The organism is Alloyangia pacifica, from assembly GCF_003111685.1.
Classification (GTDB): domain Bacteria; phylum Pseudomonadota; class Alphaproteobacteria; order Rhodobacterales; family Rhodobacteraceae; genus Salipiger; species Salipiger pacificus_A.
This window is the reverse complement of the sequence record NZ_CP022189.1, coordinates 1,541,241-1,557,056: the sequence shown is the minus strand read 5'-3', so window position 1 is coordinate 1,557,056 and position 15,816 is coordinate 1,541,241. Positions and strand designations below refer to the sequence as shown.

The following is a 15,816-nucleotide window of genomic DNA, read 5'->3' as shown; positions in this document are numbered from 1 at the left end:
AAGATGTACGACTCGCCATTGAGGAAGACCGAAGTGGACACCAACGCAAGCAAGATCTCCGCCCGTGACGTGCAGGTCTATTACGGCGACACCCACGCCATCAAGGACGTCAACGTCGAGATCCTCGACAAGACGGTGACCGCCTTCATCGGCCCGTCGGGCTGCGGCAAGTCCACCTTTCTGCGCACGCTGAACCGGATGAACGACACCATCGACATCTGCCGCGTCGAAGGGCTCATCGAGCTCGACGGCGAGGATATCTACGACAAGCGCGTCGATCCGGTGCAGCTGCGCGCCAAGGTGGGCATGGTGTTCCAGAAGCCGAACCCGTTCCCGAAATCGATCTACGACAACGTCGCCTATGGCCCGCGCATCCACGGACTGGCCCGCAACAAGGCCGAGCTCGACGAGATCGTCGAGAAGGCGCTGCGCCGCGGGGCCATCTGGAACGAGGTGAAAGACCGCCTCGACGCCCCGGGCACCGGTCTCTCGGGCGGACAGCAGCAGCGCCTGTGCATCGCCCGCGCCGTCGCCACCGAGCCCGAGGTGCTGCTGATGGACGAGCCCTGCTCGGCGCTCGACCCCATCGCGACCTCTCAGGTGGAAGAGCTGATCGACGAGCTGCGCGAGAACTACTCGGTGGTGATCGTCACGCACTCGATGCAGCAGGCGGCGCGCGTCAGCCAGAAGACCGCCTTCTTCCACCTCGGCAACCTTGTGGAATATGGCGACACCAGCCAGATCTTCACCAACCCCGTGGACCCGCGCACGGAGTCCTACATCACCGGACGGATCGGATAAGTCATGAGCGACGAGCTGAAGAAACACATCGCCTCGGCCTTCGACCGCGATCTCGAGGCCATTCAGGCGCAGATCCTCAAGATGGGCGGGCTGGTCGAGGTGGCGATCCACGACGCCGCGCTCTCGCTCGAGACCCGCGACGAGGAACTGGCCGACAAGGTGCGCGCCGGGGACAAGGCGATCGACGCCCTCGAGGAACTGCTCAACGAGGAGGCCGCCCGGGTGATCGCCCTGCGCGCGCCGACCGCGCGCGACCTGCGCGTGGTGCTCTCGGTCATGCGCATGGCCTCGAACCTCGAGCGCATCGGCGACCTGTCGAAAAACATGGCCAAGCGCACCGCCGTGCTCTCGCAGCTGGCGCAGATCGACGGCTCGGCCACCGCGCTGCGACGGATGTCGCGCGACGTGGAGCACATGCTCAAGGACGCGCTCGATGCCTATATCCGCCGCGACGAGGCGCTGGCCCGGGACGTGATCGAGCGCGACCGCGACGTCGACCAGATGTACAACACGCTGTTCCGCGAGTTCCTGACCTTCATGCTCGAGGACCCGCGCAACATCACCTCGTGCATGCATCTGCATTTCATCGCCAAGAACGTCGAGCGGATGGGAGACCACGTCACCGCCATCGCCGAACAGGTGATCTTCCTTGCCACCGGCACGATGCCCAAGGAGGACCGGATCAAGGAAGACCGCACGTCTACCGACCCGGCGCTCAGCTCCGGCGCGGACCTGGGGTAGGTCATGGCAGCAGATCAACCGACCGTACTGGTGGTCGAGGACGAGCCGGCGCAGCGCGAAGTGCTGCGTTACAACCTCGAGGCCGAGGGCTTCCGCGTGGCCGCCGCCGGCAATGGCGAGGAGGCGCTGGTGCTGCTCGAAGAGGAAAACCCCGATGTCGTCGTGCTCGACTGGATGCTGCCGAACCTCTCAGGCATCGAGGTCTGCCGGCAGATCAAGACCCGGTCCGACACGCGGGGCCTGCCGGTGATCATGCTCTCGGCCCGCTCCGAGGAGGTGGACCGCATCCGTGGACTCGACACCGGCGCCGATGACTACGTGGTCAAGCCCTACAGCCTGCGCGAACTGATGGCGCGGGTGAAGGCACAGCTGCGCCGGGCGCGTCCCTCGGCGGCGGGCCTGCGGCTCGAGTTCGAGGACATCGTGCTCGATTCCGAGACCCACCGCGTCACCCGCGGCGGACAGGAGCTGAAGCTCGGCCCGACCGAGTTCCGCCTGCTGTCGACCTTCATGGAAAAACCCGGGCGCGTCTGGTCGCGCGAGCAGCTGCTCGACCGGGTCTGGGGGCGCGACATCTACGTCGACACGCGCACCGTCGACGTCCACATCGGCCGGCTGCGAAAGGCGCTCGGCGCTCATGGCGGCGAGGACCCGCTGCGCACCGTCCGCGGCGCTGGCTACGCGCTCGGCTGACCCCGAAAAGAAAAGGGCGGCCCGACTGGCCGCCCTTCCTCTTTCCAGCGCATGAATTTCTTGCGGGCAAAGGTATCTCAGGGGAGACCGCCATAGGCGTTTGGGGGACAGAGCCCCCGGCGAGCCTGCGCTTCAGCCCGCGTCTCCGGTCTCAACTTCGACCTCCACCGAGTATCCCGGCCGCAGCGCCGCCGCATCCTGTCCCGGGTCGATCGAGATCCGCACCGGCAGCCGCTGCGCGATCTTGGTGAAGTTGCCGGTGGCGTTCGATCCTGCCAGCAGGCTGAACTCCGAGGCCGCGGCGGGCGAGAAGCCCTGCACGTGGCCTTGGAAGGCGCGCCCTCCCAAGGCGTCGACGGTAAAACGCACCGGTTGGTCGCTACGGATGCCCGCCAGCGCCGTTTCCTTGAGGTTGGCGATGATCCAAAGCTCTGTGCCCACGTGGCTCACCAGCGTGGTACCGGCGGTCACATATTGCCCCACGTGCGCCGAAACCTGCCCGAGCCGCCCGTCGGCAGGCGCGCGCACCTCGGTGTGATCAAGGTCGATCTTCGCCAGTTCCACCGCTGCCTCGGCACTGGTCACCTCGGCCTTGCGCGCGGCGATCTGCAGCCGGGCAGTGGCGGTGGCCTCGCGGCTTACCTGCAGCTGCGCCTCGGCCTGGCGCACCGCCGCCTGGGCCTGGCGCAGGGCGAGGTCGGTCTGGTCGGCGCTCGACTGCGAGGTAACGCCGCGGTCGCGCAGCTTGGTCATTCGCGCTGCGTCGGTCCCGGCGGTCTGCAGGGTCGATTGCGCCGAGGCCAGCGCGGCCTCGGAGGCATGTTCGGTGGCGACGGCGGAGTTCACGCTCTGCTCGGCCACGTCCACCGCGGCGCGCGCGGCCTCAAGGCTGGCCTGCGCCTGCGACAGCTTCTGACGGTAGATCGCAGGGTCGATGCGGGCGACGAGATCGCCCTGGTGGACCTGCTGGAAGTCGCCCACCGCGACCTCTGACAGATAGCCCGAGAGCTGCGGCGCGAGCTGGGTGACCTTGCCGCGCAGATAGGCGTTCTCGGTCGAGGGATGTGCCGCGGAAAACGGCGGGAGGTGCCAGGCGAAGAGCAGCAGCAGCACGCCGGCGGCGCCGATGGCGGTGGCGATGAGGGTCGGGAGGGAGAGGAGTTTCTTCATGTGTCTAGCTCGGGAGGATCAGGAGGTTTGCAGCGCTGGATCGGAGCGGCGCAGGCGCGCCGTCAGCCAGTCGCGGAAGAGGTGAAGCCCCAACGCGCAGAGGGAGAGAAGCGCGACAAGGCCGGTGAGGACATAGGCGTCGTTGTAGGCCATGACGGTGGCCTGCTGCGCAGCGGTCGAGGCCAGCTGCGCCACGGCCTGCGCCTTGAGCTGCGCGCTGTCGGAGATCTGCGGCGCGAGCTGCTGAATATTGGCGGCAATGGTCTGGGTGGTGAGCGGGTCGGTGCCGGTCAGCTCCTCGCGCAGGACCTGCAGGTGAAAGGCCTGCCGCACGTTTATCACCGTTCGGAACAGCCCCGAGCCGAGGATGCCTCCGGCGCTCTGCGTCACCAAGAAGACGATGACGAAGGACAGCAGGTAATTCGGACCCTTGCTGAGCGCGGCGATCAGCCCCTTCATCATCGCGGGGGCCATGAACAGCATCGAGGCGAAGGCAATCAGCGCCTGGCTCAGCATCATCTGCTCGGGCCGGGTCTGCAGCGTGGAGCCGCCATCCATAAAGGCCCCGAGCGCGATCAGCGCCAGCGCCACGGCGTGATAGGCGGGCTCGCGCCCCGGCGCCATCCAGCCGATGCACGCCAGCGCGCCGAAGACTGTAGCCAGGCAGATCACCGTAAAGAGCCCGGTCATCTGCGCATTGCCCAGTCCCAGCGCCTGGAACATGCCCGGCGCGCCGCTGCTCTGCTCGGAGAGCAGCAGCCGGAACAGGAAGAGCGTAAAGGCGAGGTGCAGCATCGCCGGGCTGAGCAGCCAGCGGATGTCGATCAGCGGCGCCTCGCGGTGCAGCTCGATCACCACAGCTGCGGTCAGCGCAGCCAGCGAGGCGGCAAGCAGCAAGCCCAGCCAGTGCAGGTCGGTCCACCAGTGGATCGGCCCGAGGATGAAGCCAGTCACCAGCCCGCCGAGTCCGAAAGCGATCAGCCCGAAGCTGAGCAGGTCGGCGCGCTGGATCACCTTGGCCCGCGGTGCCGGGGTCAGCGGCAGGAGGTAGACCAGCATCAGGCAGATCATCGACAGCCCTAGGGTGGTCATATGGATGCCTGCTAGTCCGCCATCGCCGATAAGCACCGGCGAGACGATGCGCGCCAGCGAGGCGCCGGAGGTGAGCAGCACCAACGCAACGGGCAGACCGAGCCGCAGCTTCCACTGCTGCGCCAGCGGCTCGAGGATGTAGAGAAAGGCCAGTGTCGAGAGCGGCGCCGCGGCGACGCCCGAGAGGAACTGCAGCACCACCGCCGAGCGCAGGTCAACGACCCAGACCGAGGCGAAGGCGACGAGGACATAGGTGGCGATGCCGATCTCGGCAAACCGCCGCAGCCCGTACTGGGTGCGCAGCTTGATCAGCAGGATGGTCAGCGAGGCGCGGGGGATCATGTAGGCCGCCATCAACCAGCTGGCCTGGGCCGTGGTGATCCCGAGGTCGCCGGCGATCTGCGGCATGTTGGCCGAGATGAAGCCCTGGCCGAGCCCTTGGGTGATCCCCAGCATCACCGAGGCCACCACATAGGGCAGGGCGCGTACCAGCGGCATGCCCGGTGCCGGCGGTGGGGACTCGGGCTTCGGCGGTTCGGCAAGGGTCGTTTGTGCGGAGGTGTCGGTCATTGCGAGGACAGCTTCGTTGCGTTGAGCGCGATCCGTTCGAGGGTGCGGCGGGTGGCGTCCTGGTCGTCGGCCGAGATGCCTTCCATCAGATCGTCGCGTACGCGCTCCAGGAAACAGGTGATCCGGCTCGATCGGGCCTTGTCGGTGAGGTGCAGCGCCCGCTTGCGGGCGTCGCCATCGAGGGCGCGTCGCTCGATGAAGCCTGCGGCCTCGAGAGCATCGATCTGGCGTTTGAGGGCCGGCGCCTCGATGCGCAGCGCGCAGGCCAGCTCGGCCTGCGTCGCGCCTTCGCGCCGGGCCAGTTCGCTCACCACGCGGGCCCGCGAGAGGGTCAGGCCGACCTCCTGCGCGCTGGCATCATAATGGGTGCGCAGCTCGCGCATCGCTTCGAGCATCGCTTCGAGAAGACGGGTCTGGGTCTGCGGATCGGACATGGGAGAAGGACTCGGGTTGCTTAACTTGCAAAGTACTTAACATGGTAAGTATCTCTCGCAAGGCGGACGGATGCACGGGGGGCTATGCGCACATGCACAGCCGGGGCCGGGCAGGGCCAGGCGCGCAGGCCACTCCCATTGCGCCTCGCAAGCACGGCGCTCTTCATATAGAGGAGGCAGGGCAGGCTCCTTTTCAGCCGAGCGGTAGCCCGGATGGGCCCATGGCTTGCAGGTCTTGCATGAAATGCAGCCGGTCGGGCTTGCGCCCGACCCCAATTAGGCATATAGGCGCGCCCACGAGAACGCCGCAGGCGGGGTCGGGCACTTCGGGGGAGACATCCCCGAGCGTCCACCGGTTGTCCAACAGGATGAGCCCCCGCTGAGGATTTATGAAACCGGAAAGGAAAACGGACATGGCTCTTCCCGAGTTCACCATGCGCCAGCTACTTGAAGCAGGCGTGCACTTCGGCCACCAGACGCAGCGCTGGAACCCCCGCATGGGCGAGTTCATCTACGGTGCGCGCAACGGCATCCACATCATGGACCTCACCCAGACCGTCCCGATGCTGGACGCGGCTCTGAACGCGATCCGTGAGACCGTCGCCAAGGGCGGTTCGGTGCTCTTCGTCGGCACCAAGCGCCAGGCGCAGCAGCCGATCGCGGAAGCGGCCGAGAAGTGCGCACAGTTTTACATGAACCACCGCTGGCTGGGCGGCACGCTCACCAACTGGCAGACCGTTTCGCAGTCGATCCAGCGCCTGAAGACCATCGACGAGCGCATGGAAGCCGGTGCAGAAGGCCTCACCAAGAAAGAGCGCCTTGGCATGGAGCGTGACCAGACGAAGCTTCAGGCTTCGCTCGGCGGCATCCGCGAAATGGGCGGCCTGCCCGACATGCTCTTCGTCATCGACGTGAAGAAAGAAGCGCTGGCCGTGGCCGAAGCCAACAAGCTGGGCATCCCGGTCGTCGCCATCGTCGACACCAACTGCTCGCCCGACGGCGTCGACTACATCATCCCCGGCAACGATGACGCGGCCCGCGCCATCTCGCTCTACTGCGACCTCGTCGCCCGCGCAGCCCTGGACGGCATGACTGGCCAGATGGAAGCCGCAGGCGTCGACCTTGGCGCCCTCGAAGACGCGCCGGCCGAAGAGCTGCTCGCCGAAGCAAACGCCGGCAAGTAAGCCGATCGCGCCCGCCGCGCCCTGCGGGGCGGGCGCAGACGTCGCTGTTGCGACAGGGACTGCACCGGCGCATCGGCGCCCAGATGTGCACTGTCGCGAAAGCGTCACGAAGTCATGACAGGAGCGGGTGGCCCGGGGCAGGGCCGCCCCACCGCATTTGAGATGAGGAGAGCCGACATGGCGATCACTGCTGCACAGGTGAAAGAACTGCGCGAGATGACCGGCGCAGGCATGATGGATGCCAAGAAGGCGCTGACCGAGACCGATGGCGACATGGACGCCGCGATCGACTGGCTGCGCACCAAGGGCCTTGCGAAAGCCGCCAAGAAGTCGGGCCGCACCGCCGCTGAAGGCCTCGTCGCCGTGCGCGTCGAAGGTGGCGTGGGTGTTGCCGTCGAGGTGAACGCCGAAACCGACTTCGTTGCCAAGAACGCCGAGTTCCAGGCCATGGTGAACGACATCGCCGGCGCCGCCCTGGCCGTGGACAGCGTGGAAGCGCTGAACGACGCGACCATCGAGGGCAAGAAGGTGTCGGACGTCATCACCGACAAGATCGCCACTATCGGCGAAAACATGACCCTGCGCCGGATGGCCAAGATCGAAGGCGAAGTCGTCTCGACCTATGTGCACAACGCCGCCGCAGCGGGTCTCGGCCAGATCGGCGTGCTGGTTGCCATGACCGGCGGCAGCGAAGACTTCGGTCGTCAGGTCGCGATGCACATCGCCGCCTCGAACCCGGCCTCGCTGAACGAAGCCGAGCTGGACCCGGCGATCGTCGAGAAAGAGCGCCAGGTTCAGATCGACATCGCACGCGAGTCTGGCAAGCCCGACGCCGTGATCGAGAAGATGATCGTCGGCCGCATGAACAAGTTCCTCGCGGAAATCACCCTGCTGGGTCAGCCCTTCGTGGTGAACCCCGACCTGACCGTCGAGCAGGCCGCCAAGGAAGCCGGCGCCACCATCACCGGCTTCATTCGCCTGCAGGTGGGTGAAGGCATCGAGAAGGTGGAAGAGGATTTCGCGGCAGAGGTGGCCAAGGCCGCCCAGGGCTGATCGCCCTCCGCATCCCGTTCTTGAAAGGGGCGCCTTCGGGCGCCCCTTTTTCTTTTCGGGAGGGGTGGAACGTGACGGCGCGGCGCGCGTGTTGCGCGCCTGGCGCGGAGACTTGCGAAGGGCCAAAACGGTCACGGAGCCGCCCCGGGGGACGGCTCCGCTACCTGTTTTCCCCGACACCCCAAAACAAATGGGGATGAGGCAGGGGTGCCGAAGCAGGAGTGCCAAGACGCACCCGGACCAAAATTGTCCGGAGGCGAGTCGGCTCCGGTGAAAACCGGGAAACTGGCAGAGCCTCGAAATCGCGAGGAGTGACAGTCTCGAGTTCCATGGCCAAAGCCACCACTCACGGAACGACCCGAGTGTGCAACGTCCATTGTTCAAGGGGAAGGGGCCGAACGGGAGGATGTACGAATTACATCGAAATCCGGAGGGATTTACGCCACATATTCGGGTTTCCGAAATGCCGAGATAAGAAAAGCCGAATTTGCGGCGATCGTGAACACACTGATCGATGAAAGCGGCGCCTTTCGATTCGGCGTTGCCACGAAGTTAACTTGACGCATGGTATATAACGAGGATGAACATTTCATCAATAAATGTCGCCTTCCTGACAGATTGCGCCGATTTCCTGGGCGCATCTGTGTCTTTTTCGCGGCGCAAACGTCAAGGATGATCGTCCGCAGGAGCTCCGGAGCCGGTGCAATGTCCTGTCTCGCCTTTTTCTTGCCACCCATGCCGGGCGAGGCACTGGTCGCATCGGGGCAGGGCCGGGACAATCGCATGTCCCGGCTGATCCGCTTAGCGTTCGAGGTGAGACACCAGCGCATCCATCGCGAGCGTGTAGCCGCGCGGCCCGAAGCCGCAGATCACGCCGAGCGCAACCTTGGCGATGTAGCTCACATGGCGAAACTCCTCGCGCGCATGCACATTCGACAGGTGCAGCTCGATGGTCGGCACCTCGGCGGAGCTGATGGCGTCCATCAGCGCCAGCGAGGTGTGGGTGTAGGCGCCGGCATTGAGGATGATGCCGTCCTTGGTACCGCGGGCGGCGTGGATCGCATCGATCAGCGCGCCTTCGTGGTTGCTCTGCGCGAAATCAAGCGCCACGCCGAGCGCTTCGGCATGGGAGCGGCACATCGCCTCGACGTCTGCGATGGTGGTGCGGCCATAGACCTCGGGCTGGCGTAGGCCGAGCAGGTTGAGGTTGGGGCCATTGAGGATGAGCAGCGAATGCATTGGAAAGTCTCCAGATCGTTCCCGACCAGATAGCTCAGGCGCGAGCGTCTTGTCCAGAAAGCCCGCTCATCGAGGCCCATGGGGCCGATGGCGGCGCAGCAGAACGCCCGCGGCAAAGGCAACGGCGAGCGCGGCGAGAAGAAGCGTGATGTCGCTCGACAACTCGGCAATCTGCGGGATGAAGGGCGCGAAGCTGGCGCCGAGCGCCATGTAGCCCAATGTCCAGACAATTTCGCCGGCGAGATCGGCAAGAAGGAAGCGCGGCCAGACCAGCCCGCCAGCACCGGCCACCACATTCATCGCCGGCCCGAGCGGTGCAATCAGCCAGCGTGTCAGGAACACAGCCATGGGACCACGGGTTTCCAGCAAGGACAGAGCGCGCCGGAGGGTCGGATCCTCGCGCCGGGCAAGCTGAGGCCCGAAGAGCCGCCCGAGCAAGAAGCCGAGTTGGTCGCCGAGGAGCGCGGCGCAGAGTACTGTTGTCATCGTGGCAAGCACCGGAAGTTCTCCGGCCGCGGCAAGGGTTCCGGCGACAAGCACCATCAAGGAGCCCGGGAGCATCGGTACGCCCAGCGAAGCGAGCATGACCGTGCCGGCAAGGATCGGCAGTCCGAGTTCCGGCAGCAAGGCAAGCACGCTGTCGCTGAAACCGCTTTCGGTGAGGCTCATTTCTTCTGCGCCTTGATGAGCGCGGTGACTTCAGTGAGCAGCGACGAGACAGGCTCGCCACGCTGCTCGGCGATTTCCTCGAGGCTGCGCGGCACGCCGGGCTGCGGCGCGAGGCCAAGCGCCGGGCCAAGGCTGTGGCTTGGCAGATGGTGTGAACGCTCGAGGTAGCCGAGGGTCATCCAGGCCTCGGGCGTCACGTTGCGATGCGCGGGATCGGCCCAGTAGAGCGCGTGCTGCACGGTGCGGACGCCAACAACCGTCGCGGCGACAAGCGCGAGGGCGATGACGGCAATCAGGACGCGGCGGACGGTTTTGCTTGGATGCATCATGTGCGCAGGATGCGAAGAATTCGACGCGCCGTCAAAGAGATATCAACAAGACTTCGCTGATCCGCGAATGCATTTATTGCACATAATCATGATTATACGATATACGTGTTCGCCGTTGGTTTGCCACCCAACGCCATCCCGTCGGCGCGTTCTTCGATCTTCCAACTCGGGTGCGCTGAGGCGTTGTCCTCGCCGAAACTGCCGTTTCGCATGACATCGGCCAGCTCGACGCCGGCGGAGTCATTGGCGCGGGAGCGATCCGGACGCGCGTCCAAGTATCGAGCGAAAGCCACTGTGTCTTCGGGAAAATCTGCCCTTGGGACAGGTCCGCGGCCGCGCTTTCTTCGATCCGCCACACGTCTGGCGTGGCCGTGCGTTGCAGGACATGGCCCAGCCTGCATCTTCGCTTGGTCCTTGCCTCTCTTCCTTGCCGCACCGTTGCTTTGCGCATTTTCGCCGATGGCGTAACCACCGGGCGGCGCTGCATCAATCCTCTTGCCCCGGCCCGGAGGCTCGGTCACAAGGACAGCATGAGCAGCACTCCGGATATCCTCTGCATCGGCTCCGTCCTCTGGGATGTGATCGGCCGCTCTGCCAGTCACATGCGCCAGGGCTCCGACGTGCCCGGGCGCATCATTCGCCTGCCGGGAGGCGTGGCGATGAACATCGCGATGACTCTCACCCGCTTCGGGCTGACCCCGGGCCTGCTGAGCGCCGTCGGGCAGGATCCCAATGGTCACGAGCTGGTGGACGCCTGCGAGCGGCTCGGCTGCATCACAGAATATCTCTATCGTTCCGAGGACTTGCCGACCGACATGTATATGGCGGTTGAAGGCGCGAACGGGTTGATTGCGGCGATTGCCGACGCCCATTCGCTCGAGCAATGCGGTGCGCGTATCCTGTCGCCGCTGATCGACGGCCCGCTCGGCAGCGCAGAGGCGCCCTGGGCCGGTCCGGTGGCGCTCGACGGCAACCTGACGCTGGGCCTGCTGGAAGAGATCCTCCGCCTGCCCGCCTTTGCCGCCGCGGACCTGCGCATCGCGCCGGCGAGCCCCGGCAAGGCCGAACGTCTGACCCCTTTCCTGCGCGCGGGCCGCGGGGTTCTCTATGTGAACCTCGAGGAAGCCGGGCTGCTCTGCATGCAGAGTTTCAGCGACTCCGCCGAGGCCGCGGCGGCGCTCGTTGCCCGCGGTGCCTCGCGGGCGCTGGTGACCAATGGCGGCCAGCCCGCGTCCGATGCCTCCTCCGAGGGGGTGATCTCGGAATGCCCGCCCGAGGTGCTGGTCACCCGGGTGACCGGCGCGGGCGACACTTTCATGGCGGCGCATATCGCCGCCGAACTGCGCGGCGCCGACCGTGCCACCGCGCTGGACGAAGCGCTGGCGGCCGCCGCAACCTACGTATCCGGAGACGTGACTTCATGACCCTCGTGCATCTTTCCGCCCCTGTCGCCGACGCGCTTGCCAAGGGCGCGCCCGTGGTGGCGCTGGAATCGACCATTATCACCCATGGCATGCCTTGGCCGCAGAACCTCGAGATGGCGCGCAAGGTCGAGCAGACGATCCGCGAGGGCGGTGCCACCCCGGCGACCATCGCGGTGCTAGGCGGCAAGCTCTGCGTCGGTCTCGACGACGCGCAGCTCGAGGCGCTGGCGCAGACCAAGCACGCGGCAAAGCTCTCGCGCGCCGACATGGCCGTGTGCATGGCGCGAGGCGGCACCGGCGCGACCACCGTGGCGGCGACGATGATCGCGGCGCGGCTGGCGGGCATCGAGGTCTTTGCCACCGGCGGCATCGGCGGCGTGCACCGCGGCGCCGAGCAGAGCTTCGACATCTCTGCCGACCTGCAGGAGCTGGCGCAGACCCAGGTGACCGTGATCGCCGCCGGCGCGAAGGCCATCCTTGACCTGTCGAAGACCATGGAGGTGCTCGAAACCCTTGGCGTTCCGGTGATCGCCTTCGGGCAGGACCAACTGCCGGCCTTCTGGTCGCGCGAGGCCGGGATCGCCGCGCCGCTGCGGCTCGACACCGCAAAGCAGATCGCCGAGGCGCACCGGATGCGCGGCGCCCTCGGCCTGCCCGGCGGCCAGCTCGTGGCCAACCCGATCCCCGAAAGCGCCGAGATCCCGCGCGAGACGATGATGCCGATCATCGCCCGGGCCATGGAAGACGCGACCGCGCATGGCATCCACGGCAAGGCGGTCACGCCGTATCTTCTCCAGCGCATCTTCGAGCTGACCGAGGGTCGCTCGCTGGAAAGCAACATCGAGCTGGTGCTGAACAACGCCCGTCTCGGCGCGGCCATCGCGGCGGAAATGAGCGCCCTGTCCGCCGCGTAAACCACAGCGCGGATCACAGTCTCGCGCGCCCATTGTGAAGCGGCGCGCGAGCCCCTAGTTTGTTTCGGAACACCTCTGTCTCCGGAACAAGAATGAACACGCCCTTCGACGACAAGCCCCGCCGCCCCGGCATCTTCGCGAGCCTCAGGGCGAGCTTCCTGACCGGGCTGGTGGTGATCGCCCCGGTCGGTCTGACCATCTGGCTGATCTGGACCCTGTTCGGCTGGGTCGACGGCTTCGTGCTGCCGCTGGTGCCGCAGCGCTTCAATCCCGAGGAATACATCGGGATCAACCTGCGCGGCGTGGGTGTGATCTTCTTTCTTGTCTTCACCATCCTCGTCGGCTGGGTCGCCAAGGGGCTGATCGGCCGTTCGATGATCCGCTTTGCCGAAACGCTGGTGGACCGCACCCCTGTGGTGCGCTCGATCTATTCTGGGATCAAACAGATCGCCGAAACGGTTTTTGCCCAGACCGAGAGCAACTTCGAAAAGGCCTGCCTCGTGCAGTACCCGCGCAAGGGTATCTGGGCCATCGGCTTCATCTCGACCCGGGCCAAGGGCGAGATCCTCGCCCGCGCCGACGCGATGGGAGACCTGGTGTCGGTCTTCGTGCCGACCACGCCCAACCCGACCTCGGGCTTCTTGCTCTACTTCCCCGCCGAGGATGTGGTGGAACTGGAGATGAGCATCGAGGATGCCGCCAAGCTGGTGATCTCGGCCGGGCTGGTCTATCCGCCGGAAAAGCCGGGCGAAAAGCCGAAGGTCGAGCCGGTGCGCCGCGCCAGCTGACTCAGTGGTCCGGCTGCTCCGCCAGGGCAGCCAGTTCCCGCACCGCAAGTCTCAGGTCAGCCTCGAAAAGCGCCTCCGCCGCCGCGCGCTCTGCGGCGGGCACGCGCAAAAGATAGGACGGATGCAGCGTGACCAGCACCGGCGTGCCATCCTCGGTGCGTTCGAGACCGCCGCGCCGGGCCATCAGGGCTCGTCGGTCTCCGGTCAGGCTCTCCACTGCCGTCGCGCCCAAGGCGAAGATCAGCTTCGGCTTCACCCGGCTCCGCTCGAGATCGAGCCACCAGCGGCATTGCTGGATCTCGCCGCTGTTCGGCGCCTGGTGAAGCCGCCGCTTGCCGCGCGGGGTGAACTTGAAGTGCTTGACCGCATTGGTGACATAGGCCCTGCGCCGGTCAAGTCCGGCACGCTGTGCGATGCTGTCGAAGAGCTGGCCGGCCGGGCCGACAAAGGGGCGCCCTTCCAGATCCTCGCGATCTCCGGGCTGTTCGCCGACGATCATTAGTGGCGCATCCGGGGGCCCTTCGCCCGGCACCGGCTGTGTCGCGTCCTGCCACAGCGCACAGCGCCGGCAGGCTAAGAGGGCCGCGTGCAGATCGCCGACTTCCTCTGTTACCTCGGTGGTGGGCACACGCAGGCGCGCGCTGATCTTTCCGGCACGGACGGGGGCAAGCGTCGGTGCCGCCTCGGCCATCTGCCGCGCGCGGGCCTCGGCGGTGGCGATCAGCTCGGGGATGAGCTGCGTCTCGGGCATGTTGTGCCAGTATTTCTTCGGCATCTCGGCCTGCATCGCCTTGGGTTTCAGCCTTGCCGGGTTGAAGATATTGCGGAAATAGGTGCGCCAGAGCTCCTCGGTCGCGTCCTGCGGCAGCTCGGGTCTGGGCGCTCCCGGCGCGAACCGAAGCGCGCCCCCCTCGAAATGCGCCGACAGGTCCGGGGTAAAGATCGCCCAGTCCATATCTCCGAAACGCTTGACGAAGAATGGCGCGGTCAGCTCGACGATGTGGTGGGTCGGCTCGAACCAGGCGGCGAACCTGCGACGGTTCGCGCCGGGCACCTCCAGCTCGCGGAAGCGGACGAAGGCGGTCATCTTGTGCCGGTCGCGGCTGACGTCCTTGGCCATGCGGGTGAGCTTTGCGACGCGCGGATCGCCCCGGTCTTCGAGCAGACGCCTGTCGTCCCGGAGCGACCAGAGCAGTGCATAGAGCCGGGCAAAGCGTTCGGGGTCGCTGTGGCAGACGGCCAGCCGTGCCAGCTCGACAAAGCCGCGCGGCACGGTGACCGGCCCGCCGGCAACCATTGGCAGGTCGGTGGCAAAGAGGTCCTCCGCGCCCTGCCCGCGCTGCCAGAGCAGATCCTCGGGCCGCACCCCTGCCCCCAGAAGCGCCCGCGCCTCATCCCGCCAGGCCTCGAAGGTGCCGATCTCGGGCAATGCGACGCGGCGCATCAGAAGAGCGAGAGCTGTTCAGGCGGCGGCGCGAAGCGGGCGCGCAGATCGGCGGCATCGCTCAGCGCACGCGGGCGCCAGTCGAGTAGCGTGATGAAGGGTTTGGCCTGTTTGAGGTTCGCGCCCATCCGCCGCAGATCGTCATAGCGCAGCGTGCGATGACGCCGGGTGGTCAGGATCCGCGCGACGGTCTTGGTCCCGAGCCCCGGCACCCGCAGCAGCATCTCGCGCTCGGCCAAGTTCACGTCGAGCGGAAAGAGATGCCGGTTTGCCAGCGCCCAGGCGAGCTTGGGGTCGACCTCGAGGTCAAGGTGCCCACCCCGCGTAGCAGAGGCGATTTCCTCGACGTCGAAACCATAGAAGCGCAGCAGCCAGTCGGCCTGATAAAGCCGGTGCTCGCGCATCAGCGGCGGCTTGATCAGCGGCAGCGCGGCGGAGGCATCGGGGATCGGTGAAAAGGCCGAATAGTAGACGCGGCGCAGCTTGTAGCCGGAATAAAGCCGGGTCGAGGTTCGCAGGATCGTCGTGTCGTCCGCCCCATCGGCGCCGACGATCATCTGCGTCGACTGCCCGGCGGGGGCAAAGCGCGGCGGGCGCTTGCCGCTGAAGCTGCGCTCCTTGCCCGCCTCGCGCTTCAACCGCACATCGGCCATGGCGCGGCGGATCTGTGCCGGATCCTTCTCGGGGGCATAATCCTTGACCGCGCGGTCGGTGGGCAGCTCGACGTTGATCGACAGCCGATCGGCGTAGAGCCCCGCCTCTTCGATCAGTTCGGGCGCGGCGTCGGGGATGGTCTTGAGGTGGATATAGCCGCGAAAATGGTGCTCGGTCCGCAGCATCCGTGCAATGCGCACCATGTCCGACATGGTCTCGTCCGGGCTGCGGATGATGCCCGACGACAGGAACAGCCCCTCGATGTAGTTGCGGCGGTAGAACTCCAGCGTCAGCGTCACGACCTCTTCGGGGGTGAACCGCGCGCGGGTCACGTTGCTGCTCACCCGGTTCACGCAATAGGCGCAGTCGTAGATGCAGAAGTTGGTCATCAGTATCTTGAGAAGGCTGATGCAGCGGCCGTCCGGAGCATAGGCGTGGCAGATCCCAGAGCCGGTGGTCGAACCGATCCCCTTGCCGTCGCGGGAGTCGCGCTTCTGCCCCCCGCTCGAGGCGCAGGACGCATCGTATTTCGCCGCGTCGGAAAGAATCGCGAGCTTCTGATCGAGGGTCATTCTTGCCATGCGTTCATGATATGTTCACATGGGCGCGCGATCAAT

General features: G+C 66.2%; 16 protein-coding genes. 8 read left to right on the top strand and 8 right to left on the bottom strand.

The features are described from left to right. Positions 1 to 3: 3 nt before the first annotated feature. The 3 genes from pstB to phoB are packed head-to-tail and all read left to right on the top strand — an operon-like array spanning position 4 to position 2,235. Positions 4 to 801 (top strand): phosphate ABC transporter ATP-binding protein PstB, encoded by a 798-nt coding sequence (gene pstB, locus CEW88_RS07435; protein WP_095883750.1) that lies wholly within the window; start codon positions 4 to 6, stop codon positions 799 to 801. Between the two features lie 3 nt (positions 802 to 804). Next, entirely contained in the window at positions 805 to 1,542 is a 738-nt protein-coding gene (gene phoU / locus CEW88_RS07430; RefSeq protein WP_108965558.1) for a phosphate signaling complex protein PhoU, read from the top strand. A 3-nt stretch (positions 1,543 to 1,545) separates the two neighbouring features. Continuing rightward, positions 1,546 to 2,235 (top strand): phosphate regulon transcriptional regulator PhoB, encoded by a 690-nt coding sequence (gene phoB / locus CEW88_RS07425; RefSeq protein WP_108965556.1) that lies wholly within the window; start codon positions 1,546 to 1,548, stop codon positions 2,233 to 2,235. A gap of 132 nt (positions 2,236 to 2,367) precedes the next feature. On the opposite strand, the gene CEW88_RS07420 is transcribed toward phoB, so the two are convergent. Genes CEW88_RS07420 through CEW88_RS07410 form a run of 3 tightly spaced genes read right to left on the bottom strand, consistent with a single transcriptional unit; the run spans position 2,368 to position 5,501 of the window. Then, entirely contained in the window at positions 2,368 to 3,405 is a 1,038-nt protein-coding gene (locus tag CEW88_RS07420; protein ID WP_108965554.1) for an HlyD family secretion protein, read from the bottom strand. Between the two features lie 18 nt (positions 3,406 to 3,423). Next, entirely contained in the window at positions 3,424 to 5,067 is a 1,644-nt protein-coding gene (locus CEW88_RS07415; protein ID WP_108965552.1) for an MFS transporter, read from the bottom strand. Further along, a complete protein-coding gene (locus CEW88_RS07410; protein ID WP_108965550.1) occupies positions 5,064 to 5,501 on the bottom strand; it encodes a MarR family winged helix-turn-helix transcriptional regulator in 438 nt (145 codons plus the stop codon). The genes CEW88_RS07415 and CEW88_RS07410 overlap by 4 nt, the downstream gene beginning before the upstream one ends. 413 nt (positions 5,502 to 5,914) lie before the next feature. Here CEW88_RS07410 and rpsB point away from each other — a divergent pair, with 413 nt between their 5' ends. Both rpsB and tsf read left to right on the top strand, forming a co-directional pair. After that, positions 5,915 to 6,685 carry a 30S ribosomal protein S2 gene (rpsB, locus tag CEW88_RS07400; protein ID WP_108965545.1) on the top strand — a complete coding sequence of 257 codons (771 nt, stop codon included), beginning with the start codon at positions 5,915 to 5,917 and terminating at the stop codon, positions 6,683 to 6,685. 177 nt (positions 6,686 to 6,862) lie between these two features. Continuing rightward, entirely contained in the window at positions 6,863 to 7,738 is an 876-nt protein-coding gene (tsf, locus tag CEW88_RS07395) for a translation elongation factor Ts (RefSeq protein WP_108965543.1), read from the top strand. 801 nt (positions 7,739 to 8,539) lie between these two features. On the opposite strand, the gene aroQ is transcribed toward tsf, so the two are convergent. From aroQ to CEW88_RS07380, 3 genes are all read right to left on the bottom strand, one after another. Beyond that, complete coding sequence (gene aroQ, locus CEW88_RS07390; RefSeq protein WP_108965541.1) at positions 8,540 to 8,977, bottom strand: type II 3-dehydroquinate dehydratase; 438 nt, start codon at positions 8,975 to 8,977, stop codon at positions 8,540 to 8,542. A gap of 66 nt (positions 8,978 to 9,043) precedes the next feature. Beyond that, on the bottom strand, positions 9,044 to 9,646 hold the full coding sequence (locus CEW88_RS07385; RefSeq protein WP_108965539.1) for a DedA family protein: 603 nt from the start codon (positions 9,644 to 9,646) through the stop codon (positions 9,044 to 9,046). Beyond that, positions 9,643 to 9,975: a hypothetical protein gene (locus CEW88_RS07380; protein ID WP_108965537.1), complete on the bottom strand. Its 333-nt coding sequence runs from the start codon at positions 9,973 to 9,975 to the stop codon at positions 9,643 to 9,645. Before CEW88_RS07380 ends, CEW88_RS07385 begins: the two co-directional genes overlap by 4 nt. Before the next feature lie 530 nt (positions 9,976 to 10,505). Here CEW88_RS07380 and CEW88_RS07375 point away from each other — a divergent pair. The 3 genes from CEW88_RS07375 to CEW88_RS07365 all read left to right on the top strand — a co-directional run bounded on the left by CEW88_RS07375 (position 10,506) and on the right by CEW88_RS07365 (position 13,101). Further along, positions 10,506 to 11,399, top strand: a complete 894-nt coding sequence (locus CEW88_RS07375) for a PfkB family carbohydrate kinase (RefSeq protein ID WP_108965535.1) — start codon at positions 10,506 to 10,508, stop codon at positions 11,397 to 11,399. Continuing rightward, positions 11,396 to 12,313, top strand: a complete 918-nt coding sequence (locus CEW88_RS07370; RefSeq protein ID WP_108965533.1) for a pseudouridine-5'-phosphate glycosidase — start codon at positions 11,396 to 11,398, stop codon at positions 12,311 to 12,313. The genes CEW88_RS07375 and CEW88_RS07370 overlap by 4 nt, the downstream gene beginning before the upstream one ends. A gap of 92 nt (positions 12,314 to 12,405) precedes the next feature. After that, positions 12,406 to 13,101, top strand: a complete 696-nt coding sequence (locus CEW88_RS07365; RefSeq protein ID WP_108965531.1) for a DUF502 domain-containing protein — start codon at positions 12,406 to 12,408, stop codon at positions 13,099 to 13,101. A gap of 1 nt (position 13,102) precedes the next feature. On the opposite strand, the gene CEW88_RS07360 is transcribed toward CEW88_RS07365, so the two are convergent. Both CEW88_RS07360 and CEW88_RS07355 read right to left on the bottom strand, forming a co-directional pair. Further along, entirely contained in the window at positions 13,103 to 14,545 is a 1,443-nt protein-coding gene (locus CEW88_RS07360; protein ID WP_108965530.1) for a UdgX family uracil-DNA binding protein, read from the bottom strand. After that, positions 14,545 to 15,780, bottom strand: coding sequence for a putative DNA modification/repair radical SAM protein (locus CEW88_RS07355; RefSeq protein WP_108965528.1), 1,236 nt, complete (start codon positions 15,778 to 15,780; stop codon positions 14,545 to 14,547). Before CEW88_RS07355 ends, CEW88_RS07360 begins: the two co-directional genes overlap by 1 nt. Between the last annotated feature and the right edge of the window lie 36 nt (positions 15,781 to 15,816).

Excerpts from the sequence above, each read along its gene's own strand:
- pstB (WP_095883750.1), top strand. The coding sequence starts at position 4 with ATGTACGACTCGCCATTGAGGAAGACCGAAGTGGACACCAACGCAAGC.
- phoU (WP_108965558.1), top strand. The coding sequence starts at position 805 with ATGAGCGACGAGCTGAAGAAACACATCGCCTCGGCCTTCGACCGCGAT.
- phoB (WP_108965556.1), top strand. The coding sequence starts at position 1,546 with ATGGCAGCAGATCAACCGACCGTACTGGTGGTCGAGGACGAGCCGGCG.
- CEW88_RS07420 (WP_108965554.1), bottom strand. The coding sequence starts at position 3,405 with ATGAAGAAACTCCTCTCCCTCCCGACCCTCATCGCCACCGCCATCGGC.
- CEW88_RS07415 (WP_108965552.1), bottom strand. The coding sequence starts at position 5,067 with ATGACCGACACCTCCGCACAAACGACCCTTGCCGAACCGCCGAAGCCC.
- CEW88_RS07410 (WP_108965550.1), bottom strand. The coding sequence starts at position 5,501 with ATGTCCGATCCGCAGACCCAGACCCGTCTTCTCGAAGCGATGCTCGAA.
- rpsB (WP_108965545.1), top strand. The coding sequence starts at position 5,915 with ATGGCTCTTCCCGAGTTCACCATGCGCCAGCTACTTGAAGCAGGCGTG.
- tsf (WP_108965543.1), top strand. The coding sequence starts at position 6,863 with ATGGCGATCACTGCTGCACAGGTGAAAGAACTGCGCGAGATGACCGGC.
- aroQ (WP_108965541.1), bottom strand. The coding sequence starts at position 8,977 with ATGCATTCGCTGCTCATCCTCAATGGCCCCAACCTCAACCTGCTCGGC.
- CEW88_RS07385 (WP_108965539.1), bottom strand. The coding sequence starts at position 9,646 with ATGAGCCTCACCGAAAGCGGTTTCAGCGACAGCGTGCTTGCCTTGCTG.
- CEW88_RS07380 (WP_108965537.1), bottom strand. The coding sequence starts at position 9,975 with ATGATGCATCCAAGCAAAACCGTCCGCCGCGTCCTGATTGCCGTCATC.
- CEW88_RS07375 (WP_108965535.1), top strand. The coding sequence starts at position 10,506 with ATGAGCAGCACTCCGGATATCCTCTGCATCGGCTCCGTCCTCTGGGAT.
- CEW88_RS07370 (WP_108965533.1), top strand. The coding sequence starts at position 11,396 with ATGACCCTCGTGCATCTTTCCGCCCCTGTCGCCGACGCGCTTGCCAAG.
- CEW88_RS07365 (WP_108965531.1), top strand. The coding sequence starts at position 12,406 with ATGAACACGCCCTTCGACGACAAGCCCCGCCGCCCCGGCATCTTCGCG.
- CEW88_RS07360 (WP_108965530.1), bottom strand. The coding sequence starts at position 14,545 with ATGCGCCGCGTCGCATTGCCCGAGATCGGCACCTTCGAGGCCTGGCGG.
- CEW88_RS07355 (WP_108965528.1), bottom strand. The coding sequence starts at position 15,780 with ATGGCAAGAATGACCCTCGATCAGAAGCTCGCGATTCTTTCCGACGCG.